The organism is Mesorhizobium sp. B1-1-7 (genome assembly GCF_006442705.1).
Classification (GTDB): domain Bacteria; phylum Pseudomonadota; class Alphaproteobacteria; order Rhizobiales; family Rhizobiaceae; genus Mesorhizobium; species Mesorhizobium opportunistum.
Map to the genome: position 1 here is coordinate 82,158 of NZ_VFWQ01000008.1, position 21,984 is coordinate 104,141.

The window sequence follows — 21,984 nt, forward strand, 5'->3', positions numbered from 1 at the left end:
AGCATGTCATGAGCAAGGATCGTGACAGGGAAGGACCGGTTTTTTCCGGAAAAAATGCACGGCAAGGCGAAATCATCCTGCGCACGCGCACGCAGCGCATCATCTTCATCGCCGGCCTGGTCGGTATCGTCGTGTTGGCATTGGTGCTGACGTTCGCCATCCGGTGACCGCTGCGCGAGGTGTTGACTGAGGGCGGGAAGCATCCCGCCCACAAGGAACCAACGATGTTCGAGCCGTTTTGCTGCAATATGCCGCTTCACCCGACCTGGCCCGATCTCGCCGCACGCCTGCTGCTCACCATGCTCGCCGGTTTCCTGATCGGCCTGAACAGGGAAGCGCGCGGCCACACCGCCGGGCTTCGGACGACCATCCTTGTCGGCCTTGCGGCCGCGATCGCCATGATCCAGGCCAACCTGCTGCTCGACACGACGGGCAAGGGAGCGGACTTCTTCGCCCGCATGGATGTGCTGCGGTTTCCGCTCGGCGTCCTGACGGGCGTCGGCTTCATCGGCGGCGGCGCCATCCTTCGCCGCGGCGATCTTGTGACCGGCGTCACCACCGCCGCCACGATGTGGATCATGACAATGATCGGACTGGCGTTTGGCGGCGGCCAGTTCGGCCTTGCGGGAGTTGCGACCCTGCTGACCCTTTTTACGCTTCAGGCGCTGAAATGGGTCGACCTCAGGATTGCGCGCGACCACCGTGCGATCCTGTCGGTCTCCTGGGCGCATGGATCCCCGCCCGACCTTCAGGAGATGGTGCGACCGCTTGGCTACGGCGCGCGCCTCGCCATGATGGAGCACGATCCCGGCCGGGACCGCTTCGTGTACTCGTTCAATATCGAGTGGAAACAGCCCGATGCGATCGAACCGTCGACGGAAATCCTGGCGCTGGTCGCCCGGCAATGCGAGGTCGAGCGGTTTGAACTGATCGGCGAGAAGGCTTCCTGAGCGGCCGAGCGTTGCTGGCCGACGCGCCTACGCGCCGGGGAAGCCACGCCCTGCACGCAAACTGGCGCCCGCTCTACTCCGCGGGCAGCCGCCGTCCGGTCCATCGAAATTGAACAGAGCCTTACTGCAAGATCCGCGCGGCGGGCGGCATGGAATGGTCATGCGCGATGCCGGCATCGGCATCGCCCACACCGAGTGCGCGGTCGAGACCGGTCGCCACCACCGAAACCCGGAAGCGGCCTTCCATGCTCTTGTCGAAGATGGCGCCGACGATGATATCGGCGTCCTCATAGACCTCCTCGCGGATGCGGGTGGCGGCCTCGTCGACCTCGAACAGGGTCATGTCCCTGCCGCCCGATATCGAGACCAGGACGCCCTTCGCGCCCTTCATCGACACCTCGTCGAGGAGCGGATTGGCGATCGCGGCTTCCGCCGCCTTCATGGCACGGCTTTCGCCGGACGCCTCGCCGGTTCCCATCATGGCGCGGCCCATGCCGCGCATCACCGATTTGACGTCGGCGAAGTCGAGATTGATCAGGCCTTCCTTGACGATGAGATCGGTGATGCAGCTGACGCCGGAATAGAGCACCCGGTCGGCAATGACGAAGGCGTCGGCGAAGGTGGTCTTGGCATCGGCGATCCGGAACAGGTTCTGGTTGGGGATCACGATCACCGTGTCGGCGGCTTCGCGCAGCCGCTCGATGCCCTCTTCGGCCATCTGCATGCGGCGCCTGCCCTCGAAGGTGAAGGGCTTGGTGACGACGCCCACGGTCAGGATGCCGGCCTTGCGCGCCGCTTGCGCAATGATCGGCGCAGCGCCGGTTCCGGTGCCGCCGCCCATTCCGGCGGTGACGAAACACATATGCGTGCCGGCCAGATGATCCATGATCTCGTCGAGCGATTCCTCGGCCGCGGCACGGCCGATCTCGGGGAGCGATCCGGCGCCCAGCCCCTCGGTGACGTGAGCGCCAAGCTGGATTAGCCGCGTCGCCTTCGACATGGTCAACGCCTGCGCATCGGTGTTGGCGGCAATGAACTCGGTCCCCTGAAGCTGCTCCGCGATCATGTTGTTGATGGCGTTGCCGCCGCCGCCGCCGACGCCGATGACGGTGATCTTCGGTCTCATCTCGGAGATCTCGGGCTTTGTGAACTCTGCCATGCCGCTTTCTCCTTCGCCAATTGCGCGCGCTTCACGGCCCACCCGCACATGTCCTTTGGGGGCAATGCAACCGGGCGGCACGACGCGAATCAGTCCGCCCAAGTGGGTACCCCAAAAAGCCAGAGAGCGGCCAGAGGTGCAAGACCGCGCAAGCTCAAGATTTATGATGAAGGGGCCGACCTCGCGCGACCGACCTGTCCGGCCCCGGCGATCGGGCGCGGTCCGGTGGCTTTTCAGGACGCCTTGCGCTCGGAAACGTGGCTGGGTCGCCCGCTCCATGATCGGCACGAGCGCGAACAATTCCACCTGCGATGAAAGCCGCATTGTCGTAAAAGCTGCTTGCGAAAAGCAGGGATGCGAGCGATTTGTCCAATATGCCCTCCGAGGAAGTACATAGGCCGGGATCGCGGAAATGAAACGTCCCGTCGATCATGGCGCCATGGCCGTTTCAGGCTACACGGTACCCTGGCACACGGGGGCCGGGACGCCTATCGCTCTCCATGTCTCGTCGTCACGGCAGGTGCGCGATGTGCGGATCGTGCGGCTCGACACAGCCGAGTTCATGGACTGGCATGTCGAACCGACCGGCAATGCCCCCTCGCATCGCGACTTCGATCATGGGTCCTTCCTGAAGATCGCGGCGTCGGAACTGGCCAAGGCTGCGGAAATCACCGGTGTCGCCTTCGAGGTGTATTTGACCCGCAATGACGGTGTCCGCGTGCTCTTCGAAAGCGGAAACTTGCGCCTAGGGTTGCAGGACGGGCGGCTGACGTCAGGCGTTGACGGCAAGCCGCTCGAAACCGGGCAGAGCTTGCCGGCAAACACCTGGCTGACGGTCGAGATTTCGCTCGATGGCAGCGGGACGGCGCTACAGATAAGCTCGGACGACCTGCTGTCGCCGTTTCGCCTGCATCATCGATTCGATCGGCCCTGGTCCGCGTCCGGTGACATGGTCTTCGGCGCCAGCGCGGCAAACGACGTCAGGTCGCTCAACGCCAAATTCTCGTCGATCGCGCTGCAAAGCGAAACCAGGCGCATTGTCTGGACCTTCCCCACCCTGCTGCCGAGCGGCCCGATCGCCTCGACAGGCGGCGATAGCGCCCTCTTGCTGGAAACGGTCAACCAGCCGGCGTTCTGCATGACCTCGCGCCGCTGGGACGGGTCGAGCTTCGATCCAAGGCTGGTGCCGTCGCATTACGACGCGGTGCATTGCCATGACGACGACATGGGCGCACTGCAGTGGCCCGCCTCATACCATTTGCAGATTCCGGCGGAAGCGTCTGCCGGCGTTTATGCTTTCGAGGTCGGGCATGGCGGTGGATCGGAGCGCATCGTCTTCTTCATCACCTCGTCGGCACCCTCATCGGCACAACGGGCGCCGCTGCTGTTCCTGGTGCCGACCGCCACCTATCTCGCCTATGCCGATGAAATCCTGCCGGCGCATCTCTACGAATGGATGTGCGAAGATCGCGGCCATCGCTTCGCGATCGACAACAATCTGAAGTCGCTCTACGACTACCACAGCGACCTCAGCGGCGTGTCGATCTCGTCCTACAAAAAGCCGAAGGCGACGCTGCGCGACGATTACAATTATCCGCTGTGCGGCTGTCCGCACAATCTGCCGGTCGACCTGCATTTTCTGCGCTTCTGCCACAACAACGGCATCGCTTTCGATCTCATCACCGACCGCGACCTGCATGAGCGGGGCGTTGCTGGCCTCGAGGGCTACCGGGCGGTCATCACCGGCAGCCATCCCGAGTACATGTCAGTCGAGATGGAGCATGCGCTGCGCCAGTTCGCAGCGGCTGGCGGCAGCATCGCCTATCTCGGCGGCAATGGCTTTGCCGGCAAGGTCGCGTTCCAGGACGATCTGATGGAACTACGCCGCTCGCCACTCGAGGCGGCCCGGACCTGGGACGGGCCGCTCGCCGAACAATCGCTGTCGATCACCAACCAGCCGGGTGGCTATCTGCGCGCCAGCGGGCGCGGCGAATTCTCGCTGACCGGCGTCGCCATTTCGCTGATGGGCTTCGATGGCGCGCGGCCCTTTACACGCACGTCGGAAAGCCATGACGCTTCCGCGGCATGGCTGTTCGATGGCGTCGCCAGCGAGACCTTCGGCGACGAGGGCATCGTGCTTGGCGGTGCTGCCGGTTACGAGGTCGACGCCACCGACCCGCATCTTGGCACCTCTCCCGATACGATAGTCATTGCCCGCGCGACCGGCTTCCCCGACAGCTTCGTCCACGACGCGACGCGCTGGTACGCAGGTGGCGAGGATGAGCGCGCATCGCGGCGCTGCGCGGAGATGACGCTGCGCCATCTGCCTTCGGGCGGTCTGATTTTCTGCGCGAGTTCGGTCGCCTGGTGCGGCGCCTTGCCTGCCGGCGACGCAATGAACGACGTCGGCAGGATCACGAAGAATTTGCTGACGCATCTGGCGGCGACAAAGGGTCGGGCGAACCCTGATCGATGAGCGTTCTCGCGCCGGCGAGCGGCATCACGGAACCGCGTCACTGCCGGCCGAGAACCGCGACCTCACCCGCCCGCAGCATCGCGCGTTGGCTTGCCGGTCGATGATCGAGGCGTCTATCATGCCCCGTCCGCGGCTGTTGTCGTCAGGCCAGATTTCAGAACGAGCGAAGTAGCGCCCCCGCCAATGACCGACAGAACACAATTCGGGTTGACCGCCGTCGACACCGTCCCCTTGCATGAGAAGGTCTATCTAGAGCTCGTGCGAGCCCTGATGTCCGGCCAGTTCGCGCCCGGCCAGCGGCTGACCTCGCGCAAGCTCGCCAAGGAGCTCGGCACCAGCGACATGCCGGTCCGCAGCGCCTTCATGCGGCTGCAGGCACTGCGGGCGTTGAGCCCGATGCCGAACGGCAGCGTCGAGGTGCCCGTCATTTCGGCCGAACGGTTCTCGCAATTGACCGCCGTGCGCACGATCCTCGAAGGCTCGGCGACCGAACTTGCGACCAAACGCATCAACGGCAACAATCTGCGCGCGATCCGACGCCATTGCAATGAACTCACTCTCGCGGCGCGCGAAGGCGATATCGACGACTATCTCAGGAAGAACCACGACTTCAAATTCTCGATCTATCGCCATTGCGGCAACGAGCAGATGATCTTCCTGATCGAGACCGTCTGGATGCAGGTTGGTCCCTTCCTGAGGAACCTCGCCATGGGCTTCGAAGACGATCTCTCCTCCATCCTCGACATCGACTATCACGAGGAGGTGGTCGCGGCGATCGAGGCCCAGGACGCGACGCGCGCCCGCGCGGCCATCGTTCGCGACATCGACGAAGGCGCCGCGCACATCCTGCGGCAAGCCAGATTTCCGGAATCCAGGAGCTAGGATTGGGACTTCCGACAGGCGGCTATGGTTCTTTTCACCTTGGAGATTGGCTGAAGCCTCCCAACTTCGTCATTCTATGGCGGAGCAAGGAGCGACGCGGCGCAGACCATAGGATCCATTCCGTGACCTTGCTGACAGGTGCAGCGGAGCAGAATTCTCGACCGCAGTGACGCTTGTGAGTCCCGGCATGGATCCTCGGGTCTGCGCCGCGTCGTTTCGCTCCTTGCTCCGCCCGTGGATGACAAAATCATTGATGTTTCCGCTAGTCGGAAGGCATGCGGTCCATCAACGCAAGGGGATCCGTCAAGACTTCCTGCCGGAGGACCAGCATCCGCCCAAGAACTGCGGGCCGACACCACAGCTCGAATGCCCCTTGGCTTTCCACCTTCTTGCCTCTATGTTGCGATCGCAGATCGCGCAATTGGTTTTGAAATGCCTCCCGACATCCCAGCTAATGAGTTGATAAAATAAGGAAAACTATCCGGCATCTGCCGGATATGCTTCCCAAAAACTCATAAGCATTTTTACCAGGGATTAGCGCAGCCAGCCGGGCTTGGGCACCTTCGAAAACCAGAGGTTTGAAATTGAGCGATGCAATTGCGGACGTGTTGAGCTGGCTTGAAAGCAGAAACGACATACAGAGCCTGAGGGCGGCGGTGTGCGACCTCAACGGCGTCATGCGCGGAAAACGCATCCCCGTCGAGCAGGCGCGCAAGGCGCTGGAGGGCAAGCTGCGCATGCCCTATTCGCTGATCGGGCTGGATATCTGGGGCGAGGACATCGAGGGCAACACGCTGGTTTTTTCGACCGGCGACGCGGACGGACTTTGCCAGTGGACGGGACGCGGCATTCTGCCGGTGGAATGGACGGCGCATCCGACGGCGCTCGTCCCGCTCTGGCTCGCCGACGAAAACGGTTCACCCTATCTCGGCGATCCCCGGCGGGCGCTGGCCCGCATCCTCGACCGCTACAAGGCGCTCGGCCTGACCCCGGTCGCGGCAACGGAACTTGAGTTCTACCTGGTCGATCCGCAATCGCAGCGGCCGGTCGGGCCTGTCTCGCCGGTCACCGGGCGGCGCCTCGATTCCGACGCGGCGCTGTCGATCGACGAGATCGACGACTTCGAGGCCTTCATCCACGACGTCTATGAGGCCTGCCGGGCGCAAGGCATTCCCGTCGATACGGCGATTGCCGAAAATGGCGTCGGCCAGTTCGAGATCAATCTGAACCATGTCGCGGACGCGCTGCGGGCGGCCGACGACGCCGTGCTGTTCAAACGCACGGTGAAGGGCATTGCCCGCAAGCACGGCTTTGCCGCCTGCTTCATGGCAAAACCCTATGGCGACCGGGCCGGCAACGGCTTTCACGTCCATTTCAGCGTGGTCGACGCCGAAGGGCGCAACGTGTTCGACGACGGCACCGATCAGGGTTCGGAAACCATGCGCCACGCGGTCGGCGGGCTGCTCGCGGCAATGGCCGAGAGCACGCTGGTGTTCGCACCGCACTTCAATTCCTACCGCAGGCTTCGCCCGCGCTCCTATGCGCCGACCGCTGTCGCCTGGGGTTACGAGAACCGCATGGTCGCGATCCGCATTCCCGGCGGCCCGACCGCCGCGCGCCGCATCGAGCATCGCGTGTCGGGAGCGGACGCCAATCCCTATCTCGTGCTGGCTGCCATACTGGGCGCGGCACTGATCGGCATCGAAAGGCAGATGTCGCCGGGCGAGCCGACAGGCAGCGATGGACAAGGCGTTGTCCCAGCCAAGCTGCCGCCGGACTGGGCGTCGGCGATCGCGACGTTCGAAAGCGGAACGCATGTGGCGGAGATCTTCCCGGCGATCCTGCGCGACTCCTTCATCGCCTGCAAACGCCAGGAGCTGAACACGTTCGCCCTCAATGTCAGCGACTTCGAGATCGAGACTTATCTCGAAAGCGTCTAGGCCCCGCTGACCGGCCGCTACGGCACCCGTTCCGGGCGACCTTCCGGCAGACTGCCAAGCAGCGACTTGCGATACAGTGGTCAACCGGGGCGGCAATGGGCGTGCCGCCGCGCCGCTGGCAGATGCAGGCGCGGATCGACAGGGCCAAGGCGATGATGGCGCATGAGGCCGCCTCGCTCGGCGACATCGCCGAGGCGACCGGCTTCTTCGACCAGGCGCATCTGACGCGCGTCTTCAAGGCGGTGGTCGGCGTGACGCCCGGCGCGTGGGTGAATAGCGCCGGCAAGCCGTGACATTTCCGCCTTCACGGAACCGGGCATCGATCTTTGCGCGAACAGGCTCGATCGGCTGAATTCGAACCCCTTCGACAAGGAGCGGACAGCGTTCCAGCACCCATTTCACCGTGGCCGATATCGATCGGCTGGCATCTATCCATAGGGCTGAGCCAGCCTGACTAGACTGGCGTGCAGGGATCGGTCATGTCCCTGCAGCCGCGATACGGTCGGCAGGCCCCGGGCGTCCTGCGCACCGAAGCCCAACCGTGTCAGACAGGCTCGCGCCAGGGCCGCATTGCTGTCGATGACGACCAATCCGACGACATCGTTGAGGCTGGCGGCCACCACCGACAGTTCGGTGCAGCCGAGAAGGGCAGCATCGGCGCCGGCCGCTTGCGCGATATCAAGCGCGCGCTCGGTCTCGATCGCCGCGTCCGCGATCGAACCGGCCTTGACGAGGCTGATCGCGCTGTCGACGCACTGCTGAAACTCGGTGTTCGCGGGAAGGCAGAGCCCAAACCCTGCCGCCGACATCCTGTCCTGGTAGAAGCCGGAAACCAGCGTGCCCCGCGTTGCGAGAATCGCAACCCGGCCTCGGTCCAAGCTACGACGTGTTTCCGCCACCACCGCGTCGCCGATATGGATGATCCGCGCTTGCGAATTCGCCGCCAGTTGGTCGTACCAATGATGGGCAGTGTTGCATGGTACCGCGATACAGCTAACGCCGAGCGCATTGAGCGTCGAGACCGCGGCGTTCAGAGCCGCCAGCGGTCCGTCGTGGTTGCCGAGGATCGCTTCGGTCCTGTCGGGCAGCTGTGGCACGCTGAGGATAACGGCAGGCACATGGTCGTTGTCCCTGACCGCCTGGGTCATTCGGGTCAGCTTGAAGTAGAAGTCAGCCGATGCAAGCGGCCCGAGGCCGCCGATGATGCCGAGCTGGGGACGGATGCTGTCGTCGATCATCGGGCGGGCTCGGCTTCGAGCTCTCCCGAGACGGCTTCGACCGGCTGCGTCGTCTCCCTGTGGCTGGGAGCAATCATTGCCGTGCTCGCCGCGACGGTGCAGACGCTGGCCAGCGTCATGAACGTGTCCACGGCCGCATCCACAGCGACGAACAGGGCGAACGCCGCTTCAAAGGGAAGCTTCAGGTAGCCGCAGACGATGGACATCTGGGACAGGATGAGCAGGCTGCCCATGCCGCCGGTCGTGAGCGCGAGAAGCGCGGAGGCGATGCCGACGAGCACGAGGTCTGGCACGCCGAGCGGATGGCCGTAGAGCTGAGCGATGAACAGGGTGCCCGAGGTGTAGAGCAGCGCCGGGCCGGTGCGCAGCAATGCCGCCTGCAGCGGCACCAGCAGTTCGACGACCACCAGGCTGAACCGCAGGCGCTCGCTCAACAGGTTGATGACCCAGGGAAGCGAAGCGACGGTGGAACGCGTGGTGATGGCCACCATGAGCAGGGGCTGGCAGGTCTTGATCGTCGTCCAGTAGCTTCGTCGCGACCGGATGGCGATAATGGCAAAGGCGCCGGCGACGAATATGAGGCAGGAAAGCCCCATGACCAGCAGGTAACCGCCCATCAGCATGAGCGGCTTGGTTCCGGTCGACGCGGTCTGGTCCGCGATCAGGATGAAGGTTGCGAAGGGCAATCCCCAGATGAACCAGTTGGTGAGGACCGTACAAGCCCGGTAGACCGCGTTGAGCGCCTGAGAAAGGCTCATGGACGTGGGCTGGGGAATCTTTCCCATGGCGAGCCCGAACAGCAGGCAGAACAGCAGGACCTGGATGGTCTGGCCCGAGGCCAGCGCGTTGAAGACATTGTTCGGCACCAGATCGAGCAGGATCGAATGCCCGCCGTCAGCGCCCTCATTGGATGGCGGCTGGAACGGGAAGGCGAGATCGGTGGAGACGCTGCCCTGCGAATTGATGAACTCGCCAAGTTCGATGCGCGACTGCGGGTTCTCGATCTGACCCGGCTGGAGGATCAGCGACAAGGTGCCGCTTACCAGCACGCCCAGGAACGACACGACCAGCACTGCCATACCCACCTTGCCCAGGTAACGGACCGATTTGGGGTCCTGGACCATCGACGTGATGGAGAAGATGACCGACGAAACCAGGTAAGGCAGGACGACCATCTTGAGGAAATTCAGGTAGAGCTGCGCGATCGGGCTGATCGCATGGGCAAAGTCCGGATAATAGAGACCGCAGAGTATCCCTGCCCCGATCATCGCGAGCGTCGTCATGGGCGAGCGCAATATGCGCCTTGCCGCGAGGCGCCAATCGAAGGGCACGGAGCCGGCTACGTCGGAGATGGCCATGTCAGGCTTTGCTCCCCTGGCGATAGCGGGCGATGATCTCGTCGGTGTTGAGCACCTGCTGGCCCCGGGCGAGATCGAGATAGAGGTCGACAAAGGCCGCGAGATGCGGATTGTCCGGCCGCACACCGACGGCAATGGTGTCGACCTTGTCCGTCAGCGTGATCGAGCGTGCGACGACCGTCATCGACGGGTCGTCGACCATCAGCTTCTTGATCTCGAAATCGTCGCGATAGGCCATGTCGAGCGTCCCGTTGCGGATCGCATCGATGATCAAATCCCAGCCCGCGAAGCGTCGGACTTGTGCGTGCGGGAAGGTTGTCGGCGCATAGGTGGCGAATGAAGAGCCTTCGATAACGCCGAGATCACCCGAGAAATCGCGGACGATCTGCTCGGGCGGCTTGCCTTGCGCAATACGCGCCAGATTAAGGCGGTTGGCGATCAGCCCCTGGCGCAGCATGGCGTAGGGCCGGGAATAGATGATCGACCGGCCGCGCAGAAGGGTCCGGCTGAGCTTGCCGATCGCCAGGTCCGCCTGGCCGGAACTCACCAGGTTCACCATGCCGTCGAACGTTGCGGCCGACCGGTCGAACACCGGCTCCACGCCAAGCTGCGCGGCGATGCCGTGGGCCAGTTCCATGTCTATGCCATTGTCGCCCTGCCCGTCGGCCGGGAAGAACGGATTGGAGGCGAAGGACGGCATAGCGATACGCAGCGCATCGCCGCCCGCGACGGGCTTTGGGGCGTTCTGCGCCTGAGTGCCGGCCGCCTGAGCCTGCGAGATCAGCAACCCACCGCTTCCGGCCATAAGCAGCGTACGACGCGTAACCGACATGCGCATTCTCAATTCATGCGGGAGAGCAAGAAAGCAAGTCTGCCCAGTTCGCAGTATGCATGCGGAGGTTAAGTAAGCGTATATTTTACATTGTGCTCTTTCTACATAACGGGCAAAGCAGCACGACATCACGCCGGCGGTTGGAGTTGGGGTAAATGATCAAGTATCTCAACGACGCAAGCGGGAATTTCCTGATGAGCAGACTTTACCGGATGAAGGCGCTTCTGGCGGCCAGTTTCGCCACCGCCGCGACGATCCCGCCGATGGCCGTCTTCGCGCAGGCCGTGCAAACCAGCACTCAACTTGAGCCTGTCGTGGTCGAGGGTGAGGCTGGAGGCGGTGCCACCGGGCCGGTCGACGGTGTCGTCGCCAAGAAGACCACGACCAGCTCGAAGACGGCAACCACCATCAAGCTCGGCGGGCCGTACCTCGTCTACTTGCTGGCCAAGGGCGTGCGGCACCAAGGGTGAGTTGATTGCTAGGAGGATCGCTCGGCTTTCAGCACCGAGACCGCCGCCTCGCTGTTGTGGACATAGTCATTGGCGTCGGGCTGCCTCTGCACCAAAAGGATGAACAACAGGTCCGTCAGCGCCAGCTGCGCGTCGCGCGCGGTGATGGACGAGGAGCGCGCACGCTCCTCGTCGGCGATGGTGTAGAGGCGGATGTCGGCGACGCGGCTCAGCGGATTGTCGTGCAGGCCGGTGACGGCGATCACCATCGTGCCGCGCTTGCAGGCAAGCTCGGCGATGCGCAGGGTTTCGATGCTGGCGCCGGAATAGGAGAGCGCGAACAGCACGTCGCCGGGCCCGAGCGTCGCGGCATTGGCCATCTGGATGTGGCTGTCGCTGTCATGCAGCACATTGCGGCCGAGCTTCATCAGCTTGTAGGAGAAATCGCGCGCCACCAGCGAGGAGGCACCGACGCCGGCCAGATGGATGCGGCGTGCGCCATCCAGCAATTCCAGCGTCCTGGTGATGATGCGTTCCGTATTGGCGGCGACGGTCTGCTGCATCGACAGAAGCTTGCTGCCGACCAGCTTCTTCAGGATGACCTGGTAGCCGTCGCCGACCTCGATCGGCCCGTGGATGAAACCGGCCGGCACCTGCCATTCCTGCGCCTTGGCCTCGCTGACGGCGAGTTTGAGCTCCTGGTAGCTGGCATAGCCGAGCTTCTGGCTGAACTTGACGACGCTGGACTGGCTGCGCCCGATCTGGGCCGCAAGGGCCGCCGTCGACAGGCGCAGCATCTGGTCGGGATTGTCGACGATGTAGCGGCCGATCTCGCGGTCGCCAGTCGCCATGCCGTCGAGCTTCGCATTGATCCTGTTCAGAACGGACACGGATTCCCTCGCGCTTTTCGGTCCCGCACACCGACAGCCAGTTGTCATCGCTCGTGGCTGGCAGCCTATGGAACCAAGGAATAAATTATTCCAATTTCGATTGACAGCCAAGAACGCAGAATTAATTCTCGAACTGGATCGGGTCGAAATCCGGATTCTGAACGGACCTGAACGCCCGGCTTTCGTCGCACAAGGTTTCAGCCATGGACAGATTGCGGATCGTCGGCGGGCACAGGCTGCAGGGCGCGGTCACCATATCCGGCGCCAAGAACGCCGCTCTGCCGCAGGTAGCGGCCGCCCTGCTCAGCCCCTACCCGCTCGAACTGACCAACCTGCCGGATGTGACCGACGTCGAGAACATGCTCGGCGTCGTGCGGCTTCACGGCGCCGAAGTCGCACGATCGGCGCATGCCGCGACGATCGATACCAGTGCCGCCGTTTCGAAGGAGACATCCTACGACACGGTGCGGAAGATGCGGGCGACGGTGCTGGTGCTGGCGCCGCTGCTTGCGCGCTTCGGCCACGCCCGGGTTTCGCTGCCGGGCGGCTGCGCCATCGGCGCGCGGCCGGTCGATATGCATGTCGCAGCACTCGCGGCACTGGGCGCCAGGATCGCGATCGAGAACGGCTCGATCGTCGCCTCGGCGCCGAACGGGCTGACCGGCACGCGCATCGTGCTCAGTTCGCCGTCGGTCGGGGCAACGGAAACCGCCATGATGGCGGCAACCACGGCCAAGGGCGAAACCGAGATCCTCAACGCGGCGCGCGAGCCCGAGGTGGCCGATCTCGCCGCTTGCCTCACCGCCATGGGCGCGCGCGTCGAGGGCGCCGGCACGCACCGCATCCTGATCGCCGGCGACACTTCCTGGCAGGCGGCCAGGCACGACATCATCCCGGACCGGATCGAGGCCGGCACCTATGCCATTGCCGCGGCGATCACCGGCGGCCAGCTCGAGCTCACCCATGCCCGGCTCGAACACATGGCTTCGGTGGTGCAATTGCTGGAGGCCACCGGCGTCAGCGTCTGGCCCGGCGATCGCGGGCTGATCGTATCGCGCGACCGGCCGCTTAGGGCGGTCGACCTCACGACGGAACCCTATCCGGGATTTCCGACCGACCTGCAGGCGCAGTTCATGGCGCTGATGTGCTGTGCGCAGGGCGCATCGCTGCTGCGCGAGACCATCTTCGAAAACCGCTTCATGCATGTGCCCGAGCTGATGCGCCTCGGCGCCAACATCAAGTTGCAGGGAACCATGGCGCTGGTGCGCGGCGGCGAGACACTGCACGGCGCGCAGGTGATGGCCACCGACCTGCGCGCTTCGGTGTCGCTGGTGCTGGCGGCGCTGGTCTCCCAAGGCGAGACCATCATCAACCGCGTCTATCACCTCGACCGTGGCTACGAGCAACTGGACCGCAAGCTGCGCCTTTGCGGGGCCGACATCGAGCGGCTGAGCGCATGAGCGGCGGCCGCCCCGATTATTTTCTCGGCGTCGACGGCGGCGGCACCGGATGCCGGGCCCGCATCGAAGACGCTGACGGAACCGTGCTGGGACAGGGCCTGTCCGGCCCTGCGACGACGCGGCTTGGCATCGATGCTGCCTGGGCCTCCATTGCCAGGGCATTTGACGCGGCGGTCGAGGAGGCCGGTTTCGGTACGTCAGAGACAGCTCGCATCCATGCCGGCATCGGGCTCGCCGGTATTGGCCGCAAGGGTGCGCTGGAGGCGTTGCGGGCGATCGCGCATCCCTTTGCCAGCATCGATTTCGTCAGTGACGGCGTCGGCGCCTGCCTTGGCGCGCATTCCGGCCAGGACGGCGCCATCGTCATTGCCGGCACGGGCTCGATCGGTCTCGGCTTCGTCGAGGGCCGCGACCTGCGCGTCGGCGGTTACGGCTTTCCGATCTCCGACGAAGGCAGCGGCGCCGATCTTGGCCTGAAGGCCGTGCAGTTGGCGCTGCGCGCCCATGACGACCGGCACGAGCGGACGCCGCTGCTGGCGGAGGTGATGCAACGTTTCGAAAACGACCCGATGGAAGCGGTCGCCTGGATGGACCGCGCCAGCGCCACGGACTACGCCGTGCTGGCGCCGATGGTGATGCGCCATGCCGACCAGGGCGATCCGGCCGGGCGGCGCATCGTGCAGGTTGCCGCCGAGCAGATCGATACGCTGGTGCGGGTGCTGTTCGAGAAAGGCGCGCCGCGCGTGACCTTGCTGGGCGGCCTCGCCAGCCCGCTCGAGCCATGGCTGGCTCCCGATGTCCGGCGCCGGCTGAAGCCCGCCGACGGCGATGCCGTGTCCGGCGCGATCATCCTTGCCAAAAGGGCGCTTAGCGTCTGACCTGTAGGAATAATCTATTCCAGATATGTGTTGACGGTACGAATACTCAATTCTAAAAAGTTAACAAGGCGAACACGGCGGCAAGCACGGACCTTATAGGCGGTACGCGGCGTTTCAGGCGGAGAGCACTGCCTCGCCGCTAGCTCCGCCGTATGGTTTGAAAGCACTGGAATGACCGAGCAAGGGTTGATGTCTGAGCTGGACCGGCTGGTTTCCGAAGGCCGAAACCCTCGGACTGTCGATATCGACCTGCTGCCGACCATCGACGTGCTGCGCAAGATCAACGACGAGGACAAGGCCGTCCCGGCGGCCATCGAAAGCGTCTTGTCGGACATCGCTGCCGCGGTCGATCGGATCGTGATCGCCTTCCAGAAAGGCGCACGCCTGATCTACATGGGCGCCGGCACCAGCGGCCGGCTTGGCGTTCTCGACGCCTCCGAATGCCCACCCACCTTCGGCGTGCCCGAAGGCATGGTGATCGGCCTGATCGCCGGCGGCCTCGACGCCCTGGTACGGTCGACGGAAGGCGCCGAGGATGACCCGAAAATGGGCGCCAAGGCCTTGCGGGAGATCGGACTCACCCCGCACGATGTGGTGGTCGGGATCGCGGTCAGCGGGCGCACGCCCTATGTCGTCGGCGGGCTGACCTATGCCAGGCAGGTGGGCGCCACCACTGTCGCGCTGTCCTGCAATCCGGCGTCCACCATTGCCGGCATCGCCGACATCGCCATCTCACCGGTCGTCGGCCCGGAGGTGCTCACCGGCTCGACCCGGCTGAAGTCGGGGACCGCGCAGAAGCTGGTGCTCAACATGCTGACCACGGCCTCGATGATCCGCATCGGCAAGAGCTATGAGAATCTGATGGTCGACCTCAACCCGTCCAACAGGAAGCTGGTGGCGAGGGCCATCAGGATCGTCATGCAGACGACCGGCTGCCCGGCGCAGCAGGCCAGGCAGGCGCTCACCCAGACCGGCAATGACGTGAAGCTGGCGATCCTGGTGACGATCACCGGCATGGGCGTCGAGGAGGCGCGGACAGCGCTCGGCAAGGCTGGAGGATTCCTGCGCAAGGTAATCAGCGACGGGAAGGCATGAAGCGGTATGGGACAGACGGCGTAAGGCCGCATAGACTGGGCCGATACTCCGAAGCATGTGTGTCTGGAAGCGGTCGGCAGAAAACTGCAAGGCATTAAGTCAAATCATAATGGGAGACGAAAATGACAGGGCATTTCACAAGAACATTGCTGGCGGGAATCACGGTTGCGGCGGTACTCGGCGTGGCAGCGGCCTCGGCCCAGGCCGCAACGCTGCATATGGCCTGGTCGCAGGACGCCACCGGTCTTGACCCGCACAAGCAGACCGCCTTTTCGTCGCTGCGGCTGCTGGAGCTGATCTATGAGCCGCTAGTGCGGGTCGATGCCAGCCTGCAGATCATCCCCGCCATCGCTACGTCCTGGCAGTTTTCGCAAGACGGCAAGGAACTGACGTTCAAACTCGACCCCAAGGCGAAATTCCAGGACGGCACGGCCGTCACCTCGGCCGACGTCAAGGCATCGTTCGAGCGCATCCTCGACGAGAAGACGGGGGCGGCCGCCCGCGCCAATTTCCTGTCGATCGCCAGCATCGACACGCCCGACGCGGCGACCGTCGTGTTCCATCTGTCGCAACCCGACGCGCCGATCCTGACGGCGATGAGCGACGTCAACGCGGCCATCGTCCCGGCCAGCGAGATCAAGGCCGGCTCTGTCGGCACCAAGGCGCTCGGCTCCGGTCCGTTCAAGCTCGACAAATGGGACCCCAACGCCAAGGAAGTCTTGAGCGCCAACAAGGACTGGGCGGGCGGTTCGACCGGCGTCGACGGCATCGAGATCAGTGTGCTGCCCGACGAAGCAGCGATCCTGGCCGCCATGCGCAGCAAGCAGATCGATTTCGCGCTGCTCAACGACCCGCTGGTCGCCACGCTGGTGCCGAAGGAGGCCAGCCTGCAGCTCAACCGCGCGCCGGTGCTCGCCTATAACGTGCTGCAGCTCAATCCGTCGCGCAAGCCGATGACCGAGCTCAAGGTGCGCCAGGCGATCTCCTGTGCCATCGACCGGCAGGAGGTGCTGGACACCGCCGCGCTCGGCGAAGGCAAGGTCACCGGCCCGCTGACCATTCCCGCGCTCGCGACCGATCCAAGCCAGTTGTTCTGCTACAAGCGCGACGTCGAGAAGGCCAAGAAGCTGATGGAAGAGGCCGGCTTTGCCGACGGCTTTTCGGCGACCGTGATCGGCGCCACCGGCGAGCCGCCGACGGCGGCGGCGGAAGCCCAGGTCATCCAGTCGCAGCTGGCTGAAATCGGCGTCAAGCTCGACATCAAGATGATGGAGCTCAATGTCTATGTCGACGCCTGGCTGAAGGGCGATTTCGACATGGCGATCGCGCTCAATGGCGGCCGCGCCGACCCCTATACGATGTACAACCGCTACTGGACCAAGGCAGGCAATCTGCAGAAGGTGGCGAACTACATCGACGACACGCTGGACAGCCAGATGCAGCAGGGCCGCGCCGAGACCGATCCAGCCAAACGCAAGGCGATCTTCGCCGCGTTCGAGAAGCACCTTGCCGAGATGTCGCCGTGGATCTGGCTCTACACGTCCTACAACTACACGGCCCAGCAGAAGACCGTCAGCGGCTTCGTGCCGACCCCGACGGGCACGCTGTTCAGCCTGAGCAAGGTTACCATCCAGCAGTAGCCGCCTCCAGATCAGTAGATAGAGCATGATGTCGTCCGAAAACCGCTTCACACTTTTCGGCATCATGCTCTAGACGAGAGGTATCCTTCGCGTGAACTATCTGATGCGGCGACTGGCGACGTTTCCTCTCGTCCTGCTTGGTGTGTCCATCCTGGTCTTCGTGGCGATCCGGATGGTGCCGGGCGATTCGATCACGGCGATGCTGGGGACCGAAGCCGGCCTGCTGACGCCGGCGCAACGGGATTCGCTCGCCGCCTATTTCGGCATCGACCAGCCCTGGTTCGTCCAGTACTGGCGCTGGATAGGCGGCATCCTGCACGGCAATCTCGGCATCTCCGTCACCTATGGCAGGTCGGTGCTCGACGTCATCCTCGAGCGCTTTCCGCTGACGCTCGAGCTGGCCGTGCTGTCGATGGTCATTGCCTTGGCGGCCGGCCTGCCGGCAGGGATCTACGCCGCCACGCATAGCGAAAAACCGTCCGACCTCGGGGTGCGCATCGTCGCCATGATCGGCCAGTCGACGCCGAGCTTCGTGCTTGGCCTGCTGATCATCTACACGCTGTCGGCGGGCTTCGGCGTGCTGCCGGCGATGGGCGAATTCGCGCCGCTCTGGCGGGACCCGCTGCGCAATCTCAGCCAACTGGTCCTGCCCGCCATCACGCTCGGCTTCGCCTTCGCGGCGTCGGTCACCCGCATCGCGCGTTCGGCGATGCTCGACGTTTTGAGCGACGATTATGTGCGCACCGCCCGCAGCAAGGGCGCATCGGCGCGCAGCGTCATCTGGCGGCATGCGCTGCCCAACGCGCTGATCCCGGTGGTGACGCTAAGTGGCATCGAATTCGGCTACCTGCTAGGCGGCGCCGTCATTGTCGAGCAGATCTACGCCCTGCCGGGCCTCGGACGCATGGTGCTCGACGCGATCCTGCAGCGCGACTACGCGCTGGTGCAGGGAGCCGTGCTGTTCATCGCCTTCAACTTCATGATCGTCAATCTCCTGGTCGATCTCGCCTATGTCGGGCTCGATCCGCGCATCCGGCTGGGAGAACAGTGATGCGCATTGTGCGCGCCATTTTAGGGCACGGCAGTGGCCGCATCGGCGGTGTCATCGTCGGCATCTATCTCGTGCTCGCTATCCTTGGCCTGCTCGGGCTCACGCCGCACAATCCGATCACGCAGTACCGCGTCGACCGGCTGCATGCACCCAACGGCGCCTACTGGATGGGAACCGACCTGTTCGGCCGCGACGTGGCGAGCCGGCTGATGGCGGGCATCGGCCAATCGTTCACCGTCGCCTTCTTCTCGGTCGCCTTCGCCACACTTGCCGGCACGGTGCTCGGACTGGCCGCCGCCTGGCTCGGCCGTCGTTGGGACGGCGTGGTGATGCGGATCATGGATGTGCTGCTGGCCTTCCCGGCGATCCTGCTGGCGCTGCTCATCGTCACCGTTGCCGGGCCTGGCACCTGGACCAGTGTCGTTGCCATCGGCATCGTCTACACGCCGATCTTCACCCGCGTGGTGCGCGGCCCTGCCTTGTCGCTCAAGGCACGCGAATTCGTCGATGCCGCGCGCACCTTCGGCAGCAGTTCGTTCTATGTCGTCACGCGGCACCTGCTGCTCAACCTGGTGGCGCCGTTGACCGTTCAGGTGACGCTGGCGCTGGCCTGGGCATTGCTGACGGAAGCCGGCTTGAGCTTTCTCGGCCTCGGCACGCAGCCGCCCGCCGCCTCGCTCGGCCTGATGCTGAGCGACAGCCGCAACCTGATGGAAACCGCGCCCTGGCTGATGATCTTCCCCGGCCTGACCATCATGATCAGCATCCTCGGCTTCAACCTGCTTGGCGACGCGCTGCGCGACATCCTCGATCCGAAGATGCGGAGGGCCCCGGCATGAGCCCCTTGCTGTCGGTATCGGACCTGCGCGTCGGCTTCGGCCGCGATCCGCAAGCCAATGAGGTGGTGCGCGGCGTCAGCTTCGACATCGCCGATGGCGAGACGCTGGCCATTGTCGGCGAAAGCGGCTCGGGCAAATCCGTCACCGCATTATCGATCAATCGGCTTATCGATTTCGGCGGCGGTTGTATCACTGGCGGCAGCATGACGCTGAAGCGCGCCGGCGGCAGCCTCTTCGACCTGATGAGCGCCACCGAGCCGCAACTGACCCGCATTCGCGGCGCCGAGATCGGCATGATCTTCCAGGAGCCGATGACCTCGCTCAATCCGGTGCTGACCATCGGTTCGCAGATCGAGGAATCGTTTCGCCTGCATCGCGGCTTGACCGGTCGGCAAGCCACGGCCGCGGCCAGAGATGCGCTCGACCGCGTGCGCATTCCCGATGGGGCACGGCGGCTGAAATACACGCCCAACCAGCTGTCGGGCGGCATGCTGCAGCGGGTGATGATCGCCATTGCGCTGGCCTGCAATCCGCGCCTGCTGATCGCCGACGAGCCGACGACCGCACTCGATGTCACCGTGCAGGCGCAGATCATGGCGCTGCTGGCCGAGCTGAAGCGCGAGACCGGCATGTCGATGATCTTCATCACCCACGACATCGGCCTGGTTGCCGGCATTGCCGACAAGGTGATGGTGATGCAGAACGGACAGGCCGTCGAACAGGGTGAGCTGAACCAGATCCTCGACAACCCACAGCATCCCTACACGCAGCATCTGCTGCAGGACGTGCCGCATTTCACCAACGGCAGGGCGACACGTGCCGACGGACAGCGCAAGGAGGATGCAAGCGCAGAACCGGCCTTGAGGGTCGACGGTCTCGTCGTGCGGTTTCCGCTCAAGAGCAATTTCTTCAGCCGCGCCACCGGCGCGGTGCATGCCGTCGACGGCGTCGACTTCGACCTGATGCCGGGCGAAACGCTGGCGATTGTCGGCGAGAGCGGCTCGGGCAAGTCGACCACGGCAAAGGCGGTCCTTGGGCTGGTACGTTCCACGCGTGGCAGCTTCTCAGTTCGCGCCCAAATGCCCTCGGCGGAGCACGGCGCCAAGCCCGTGCAGATGGTGTTCCAGAACCCCTACGCTTCGCTCAACCCAAGGCTGACCATCGAGAGCATCCTGGCCGAGCCGGTGATCGCCACCAGCGGCCGCGTGAATGCCGAAGCCCGGACCAGAATGGCGAACCTGCTGGAACGCGTCGGCCTGCCCAAGAACAGCCTGGAGCGTTATCCGCATGAATTCTCCGGCGGCCAGCGGCAAAGGCTGTGCATAGCACGGGCGCTGATGCTCAACCCTTCCGTCGTCGTGCTGGATGAAGCGGTGTCGGCGCTGGACGTTTCGGTGCAGGCCAAGGTGCTGGAGCTGCTGGTCGACCTGCAGCGCGAGTTCGGGCTGGCCTATCTGTTCATCTCGCACGACATGGCGGTCGTCGAGCGGATCGCCCACCGCATCGCCGTCATCTATGCCGGCCAGATCGTCGAGATCGGCGATGCGGCGTCGGTGCTGGCAAGGCCGAAGCATTCCTATACGAAAAAGCTCATCGCCGCGGTTCCGACCATCGCGCGGCGGCGTGAGCATTTCGAGCTCGATACGCGCCAGGTTCCCTCGCTCGTGCGGCCGCAAGGGTTCGAGCCGGCGCCGGCGCGATGGGAGGAGTTTGGTGGGGATCATCGAGCGAGGATGGAAGGGTGATGACCCTCGGATATCTCAGGTTGGCGGGACAGCACCCCCCTCTGCCCGGCAGGGCAGAGGGGGGCGCCGTAGAGCGCCAACTTTCGAGTGGAGGACGGCCTTGACCGCCCTCCCCCAACTCTTCGATCGCGCGTTCGCACCGCTCGCAGCCGCAGTGGCCGCCAGGCGCATCCCCGGCGGCGTGCTCGGCATCGTCGACAAAAATGGCCACCACATCACCAGGGCAATCGGCTCAGCACAACTCGTGCCGAAGCAGCGCCCCATGCAGGTCGACACATGGTTCGACCTGGCATCACTCACCAAAATCATCTTCACCACGCCGCGCATCCTGGCGCTGGCGGAAGCCGGTTTGATCGACCTTGACGCGCCGCTGATCTCGGTGCTGCCGGATCTTCGCCAGTATGACGCGACGGCCTGGGAGCGGAAGGTGACGTTTCGCCAGTGCCTCGGGCACCAGACGCCGTTTCCGGCGGTCGAGCCGATCTACACTTACGGACGCGATCCGGAGCTGCTGCGTGCCTTCATCCTGCAGCGCGAATGGCGGGCTCGCGATCCTGTTTATTCCGACATCAATTTCATCCTGCTCGGCTTCGCGCTCGAGCGGCTGTCGGGCAAGACCATCCGTGACATGGATCCCGGCCCGGGATTTGCCTGGTCCGCGGAACCCGATGCGTCAGCCGCGACGGAGGACTGCACCTGGCGTCATCGGGTGCTCTCCGGCGAGGTGCACGACGACAATTGCTCGGCGCTGCAGGGCGCGGGACATGCCGGCCTGTTCGGAACGGCGGCGTCGATACTCGATTTCGCGCAAGGGCTGCTGACCGGCGCTTCCGAACCTTCGACCACGTTGATGCGCACGCCCTTGTCAGCCACCCGCACGCATGGCTGGGAACGCCCCTATGAGGGCTGGTCCGGCGGCGCCTTATGCAGCCCGGGTACCATCGGCCATACCGGCTTCACCGGCACGGGACTGTGGATCGATTTCGACGAGGGCAAGGCCTGGACCTTGCTCACCAACCGGATCCATCCGACACGTCATTTCGACAGTGGAATCGTTGCGCTTCGGCAAGCGGTCGGCGATCTCATCAACAGCGACTAAGGA

The 21,984-nt window shown here is 64.4% G+C and carries 20 protein-coding genes; 15 read left to right on the forward strand and 5 right to left on the reverse strand.

What is annotated here, in order from left to right; genetic code table 11:
• Window positions 1–8: 8 nt before the first annotated feature.
• Together FJ978_RS15130 and FJ978_RS15135 are read left to right on the forward strand one after the other, a co-directional pair.
• A complete protein-coding gene (locus tag FJ978_RS15130; protein WP_013896840.1) occupies window positions 9–167 on the forward strand; it encodes a hypothetical protein in 159 nt (52 codons plus the stop codon).
• 57 nt (window positions 168–224) lie between these two features.
• A complete protein-coding gene (locus FJ978_RS15135) occupies window positions 225–950 on the forward strand; it encodes an MgtC/SapB family protein (protein WP_140572743.1) in 726 nt (241 codons plus the stop codon).
• A 121-nt stretch (window positions 951–1,071) separates the two neighbouring features.
• Here FJ978_RS15135 and ftsZ read toward each other — a convergent pair whose 3' ends face one another.
• The gene (gene ftsZ, locus FJ978_RS15140; RefSeq protein WP_342447415.1) at window positions 1,072–2,433 is read right to left on the reverse strand and encodes a cell division protein FtsZ; all 1,362 of its coding nucleotides are present in this window, start codon (window positions 2,431–2,433) and stop codon (window positions 1,072–1,074) included.
• An 88-nt stretch (window positions 2,434–2,521) separates the two neighbouring features.
• On the opposite strand from ftsZ, the gene FJ978_RS15145 reads away from it, so the two are divergent.
• The 4 genes from FJ978_RS15145 to FJ978_RS15160 all read left to right on the forward strand — a co-directional run bounded on the left by FJ978_RS15145 (window position 2,522) and on the right by FJ978_RS15160 (window position 7,700).
• Window positions 2,522–4,585, forward strand: coding sequence for a N,N-dimethylformamidase beta subunit family domain-containing protein (locus FJ978_RS15145; protein WP_140572744.1), 2,064 nt, complete (start codon window positions 2,522–2,524; stop codon window positions 4,583–4,585).
• Between the two features lie 183 nt (window positions 4,586–4,768).
• Window positions 4,769–5,467: a GntR family transcriptional regulator gene (locus FJ978_RS15150; RefSeq protein ID WP_013896844.1), complete on the forward strand. Its 699-nt coding sequence runs from the start codon at window positions 4,769–4,771 to the stop codon at window positions 5,465–5,467.
• Between the two features lie 584 nt (window positions 5,468–6,051).
• Window positions 6,052–7,407: a glutamine synthetase family protein gene (locus tag FJ978_RS15155; protein ID WP_140572745.1), complete on the forward strand. Its 1,356-nt coding sequence runs from the start codon at window positions 6,052–6,054 to the stop codon at window positions 7,405–7,407.
• 95 nt (window positions 7,408–7,502) lie between these two features.
• Window positions 7,503–7,700 (forward strand): helix-turn-helix transcriptional regulator, encoded by a 198-nt coding sequence (locus FJ978_RS15160; RefSeq protein ID WP_246678140.1) that lies wholly within the window; start codon window positions 7,503–7,505, stop codon window positions 7,698–7,700.
• Between the two features lie 135 nt (window positions 7,701–7,835).
• Here the strand turns inward: FJ978_RS15160 and FJ978_RS15165 are convergent, their stop codons facing one another.
• From FJ978_RS15165 to FJ978_RS15175, 3 genes are read right to left on the reverse strand one after another with little or no spacing between them, the layout of a single operon-like run.
• A complete protein-coding gene (locus FJ978_RS15165; RefSeq protein ID WP_140572746.1) occupies window positions 7,836–8,645 on the reverse strand; it encodes an amino acid racemase in 810 nt (269 codons plus the stop codon).
• The gene (locus tag FJ978_RS15170) at window positions 8,642–10,003 is read right to left on the reverse strand and encodes a cation:dicarboxylase symporter family transporter (RefSeq protein WP_140572747.1); all 1,362 of its coding nucleotides are present in this window, start codon (window positions 10,001–10,003) and stop codon (window positions 8,642–8,644) included. Before FJ978_RS15170 ends, FJ978_RS15165 begins: the two co-directional genes overlap by 4 nt.
• Window position 10,004: 1 nt before the next feature.
• The gene (locus tag FJ978_RS15175; RefSeq protein WP_181180404.1) at window positions 10,005–10,835 is read right to left on the reverse strand and encodes a transporter substrate-binding domain-containing protein; all 831 of its coding nucleotides are present in this window, start codon (window positions 10,833–10,835) and stop codon (window positions 10,005–10,007) included.
• Window positions 10,836–10,990: 155 nt separating this feature from the next.
• Between FJ978_RS15175 and FJ978_RS33210 the strand changes: the two genes are divergently transcribed.
• A complete protein-coding gene (locus FJ978_RS33210) occupies window positions 10,991–11,305 on the forward strand; it encodes a hypothetical protein (RefSeq protein WP_246678153.1) in 315 nt (104 codons plus the stop codon).
• An 8-nt stretch (window positions 11,306–11,313) separates the two neighbouring features.
• Here the strand turns inward: FJ978_RS33210 and FJ978_RS15185 are convergent, their stop codons facing one another.
• Window positions 11,314–12,174 (reverse strand): MurR/RpiR family transcriptional regulator, encoded by an 861-nt coding sequence (locus FJ978_RS15185; protein ID WP_140572748.1) that lies wholly within the window; start codon window positions 12,172–12,174, stop codon window positions 11,314–11,316.
• Window positions 12,175–12,377: 203 nt separating this feature from the next.
• On the opposite strand from FJ978_RS15185, the gene murA reads away from it, so the two are divergent.
• From murA to FJ978_RS15225, 8 genes are all read left to right on the forward strand, one after another.
• Window positions 12,378–13,634 carry a UDP-N-acetylglucosamine 1-carboxyvinyltransferase gene (murA, locus tag FJ978_RS15190; protein ID WP_140572749.1) on the forward strand — a complete coding sequence of 419 codons (1,257 nt, stop codon included), beginning with the start codon at window positions 12,378–12,380 and terminating at the stop codon, window positions 13,632–13,634.
• Entirely contained in the window at window positions 13,631–14,512 is an 882-nt protein-coding gene (locus FJ978_RS15195) for an N-acetylglucosamine kinase (RefSeq protein ID WP_140572750.1), read from the forward strand. The genes murA and FJ978_RS15195 overlap by 4 nt, the downstream gene beginning before the upstream one ends.
• Window positions 14,513–14,683: 171 nt before the next feature.
• Window positions 14,684–15,607, forward strand: a complete 924-nt coding sequence (gene murQ / locus FJ978_RS15200) for an N-acetylmuramic acid 6-phosphate etherase (protein WP_140572751.1) — start codon at window positions 14,684–14,686, stop codon at window positions 15,605–15,607.
• Window positions 15,608–15,729: 122 nt separating this feature from the next.
• On the forward strand, window positions 15,730–17,247 hold the full coding sequence (locus FJ978_RS15205) for an ABC transporter substrate-binding protein (protein ID WP_140572752.1): 1,518 nt from the start codon (window positions 15,730–15,732) through the stop codon (window positions 17,245–17,247).
• Between the two features lie 91 nt (window positions 17,248–17,338).
• Complete coding sequence (locus FJ978_RS15210; RefSeq protein ID WP_140572753.1) at window positions 17,339–18,298, forward strand: ABC transporter permease; 960 nt, start codon at window positions 17,339–17,341, stop codon at window positions 18,296–18,298.
• The gene (locus FJ978_RS15215) at window positions 18,298–19,137 is read left to right on the forward strand and encodes an ABC transporter permease (protein WP_140572754.1); all 840 of its coding nucleotides are present in this window, start codon (window positions 18,298–18,300) and stop codon (window positions 19,135–19,137) included. Before FJ978_RS15210 ends, FJ978_RS15215 begins: the two co-directional genes overlap by 1 nt.
• Window positions 19,134–20,882, forward strand: a complete 1,749-nt coding sequence (locus tag FJ978_RS15220; RefSeq protein WP_140572755.1) for an ABC transporter ATP-binding protein — start codon at window positions 19,134–19,136, stop codon at window positions 20,880–20,882. The genes FJ978_RS15215 and FJ978_RS15220 overlap by 4 nt, the downstream gene beginning before the upstream one ends.
• A 100-nt stretch (window positions 20,883–20,982) precedes the next feature.
• Entirely contained in the window at window positions 20,983–21,981 is a 999-nt protein-coding gene (locus tag FJ978_RS15225) for a serine hydrolase (RefSeq protein ID WP_140572756.1), read from the forward strand.
• The last annotated feature ends 3 nt before the right edge of the window (window positions 21,982–21,984 follow it).

What these genes read in the sequence shown, in the direction of transcription:
- FJ978_RS15130 (WP_013896840.1), top strand. Translation starts at nt 9, where the DNA reads ATGAGCAAGGATCGTGACAGGGAAGGACCGGTTTTTTCCGGAAAAAAT.
- FJ978_RS15135 (WP_140572743.1), top strand. Translation starts at nt 225, where the DNA reads ATGTTCGAGCCGTTTTGCTGCAATATGCCGCTTCACCCGACCTGGCCC.
- ftsZ (WP_342447415.1), bottom strand. Translation starts at nt 2,433, where the DNA reads ATGCGGCTTTCATCGCAGGTGGAATTGTTCGCGCTCGTGCCGATCATG.
- FJ978_RS15145 (WP_140572744.1), top strand. Translation starts at nt 2,522, where the DNA reads ATGAAACGTCCCGTCGATCATGGCGCCATGGCCGTTTCAGGCTACACG.
- FJ978_RS15150 (WP_013896844.1), top strand. Translation starts at nt 4,769, where the DNA reads ATGACCGACAGAACACAATTCGGGTTGACCGCCGTCGACACCGTCCCC.
- FJ978_RS15160 (WP_246678140.1), top strand. Translation starts at nt 7,503, where the DNA reads ATGGGCGTGCCGCCGCGCCGCTGGCAGATGCAGGCGCGGATCGACAGG.
- FJ978_RS15165 (WP_140572746.1), bottom strand. Translation starts at nt 8,645, where the DNA reads ATGATCGACGACAGCATCCGTCCCCAGCTCGGCATCATCGGCGGCCTC.
- FJ978_RS15170 (WP_140572747.1), bottom strand. Translation starts at nt 10,003, where the DNA reads ATGGCCATCTCCGACGTAGCCGGCTCCGTGCCCTTCGATTGGCGCCTC.
- FJ978_RS15175 (WP_181180404.1), bottom strand. Translation starts at nt 10,835, where the DNA reads ATGTCGGTTACGCGTCGTACGCTGCTTATGGCCGGAAGCGGTGGGTTG.
- FJ978_RS33210 (WP_246678153.1), top strand. Translation starts at nt 10,991, where the DNA reads ATGATCAAGTATCTCAACGACGCAAGCGGGAATTTCCTGATGAGCAGA.
- murA (WP_140572749.1), top strand. Translation starts at nt 12,378, where the DNA reads ATGGACAGATTGCGGATCGTCGGCGGGCACAGGCTGCAGGGCGCGGTC.
- FJ978_RS15195 (WP_140572750.1), top strand. Translation starts at nt 13,631, where the DNA reads ATGAGCGGCGGCCGCCCCGATTATTTTCTCGGCGTCGACGGCGGCGGC.
- murQ (WP_140572751.1), top strand. Translation starts at nt 14,684, where the DNA reads ATGACCGAGCAAGGGTTGATGTCTGAGCTGGACCGGCTGGTTTCCGAA.
- FJ978_RS15205 (WP_140572752.1), top strand. Translation starts at nt 15,730, where the DNA reads ATGACAGGGCATTTCACAAGAACATTGCTGGCGGGAATCACGGTTGCG.
- FJ978_RS15215 (WP_140572754.1), top strand. Translation starts at nt 18,298, where the DNA reads ATGCGCATTGTGCGCGCCATTTTAGGGCACGGCAGTGGCCGCATCGGC.
- FJ978_RS15220 (WP_140572755.1), top strand. Translation starts at nt 19,134, where the DNA reads ATGAGCCCCTTGCTGTCGGTATCGGACCTGCGCGTCGGCTTCGGCCGC.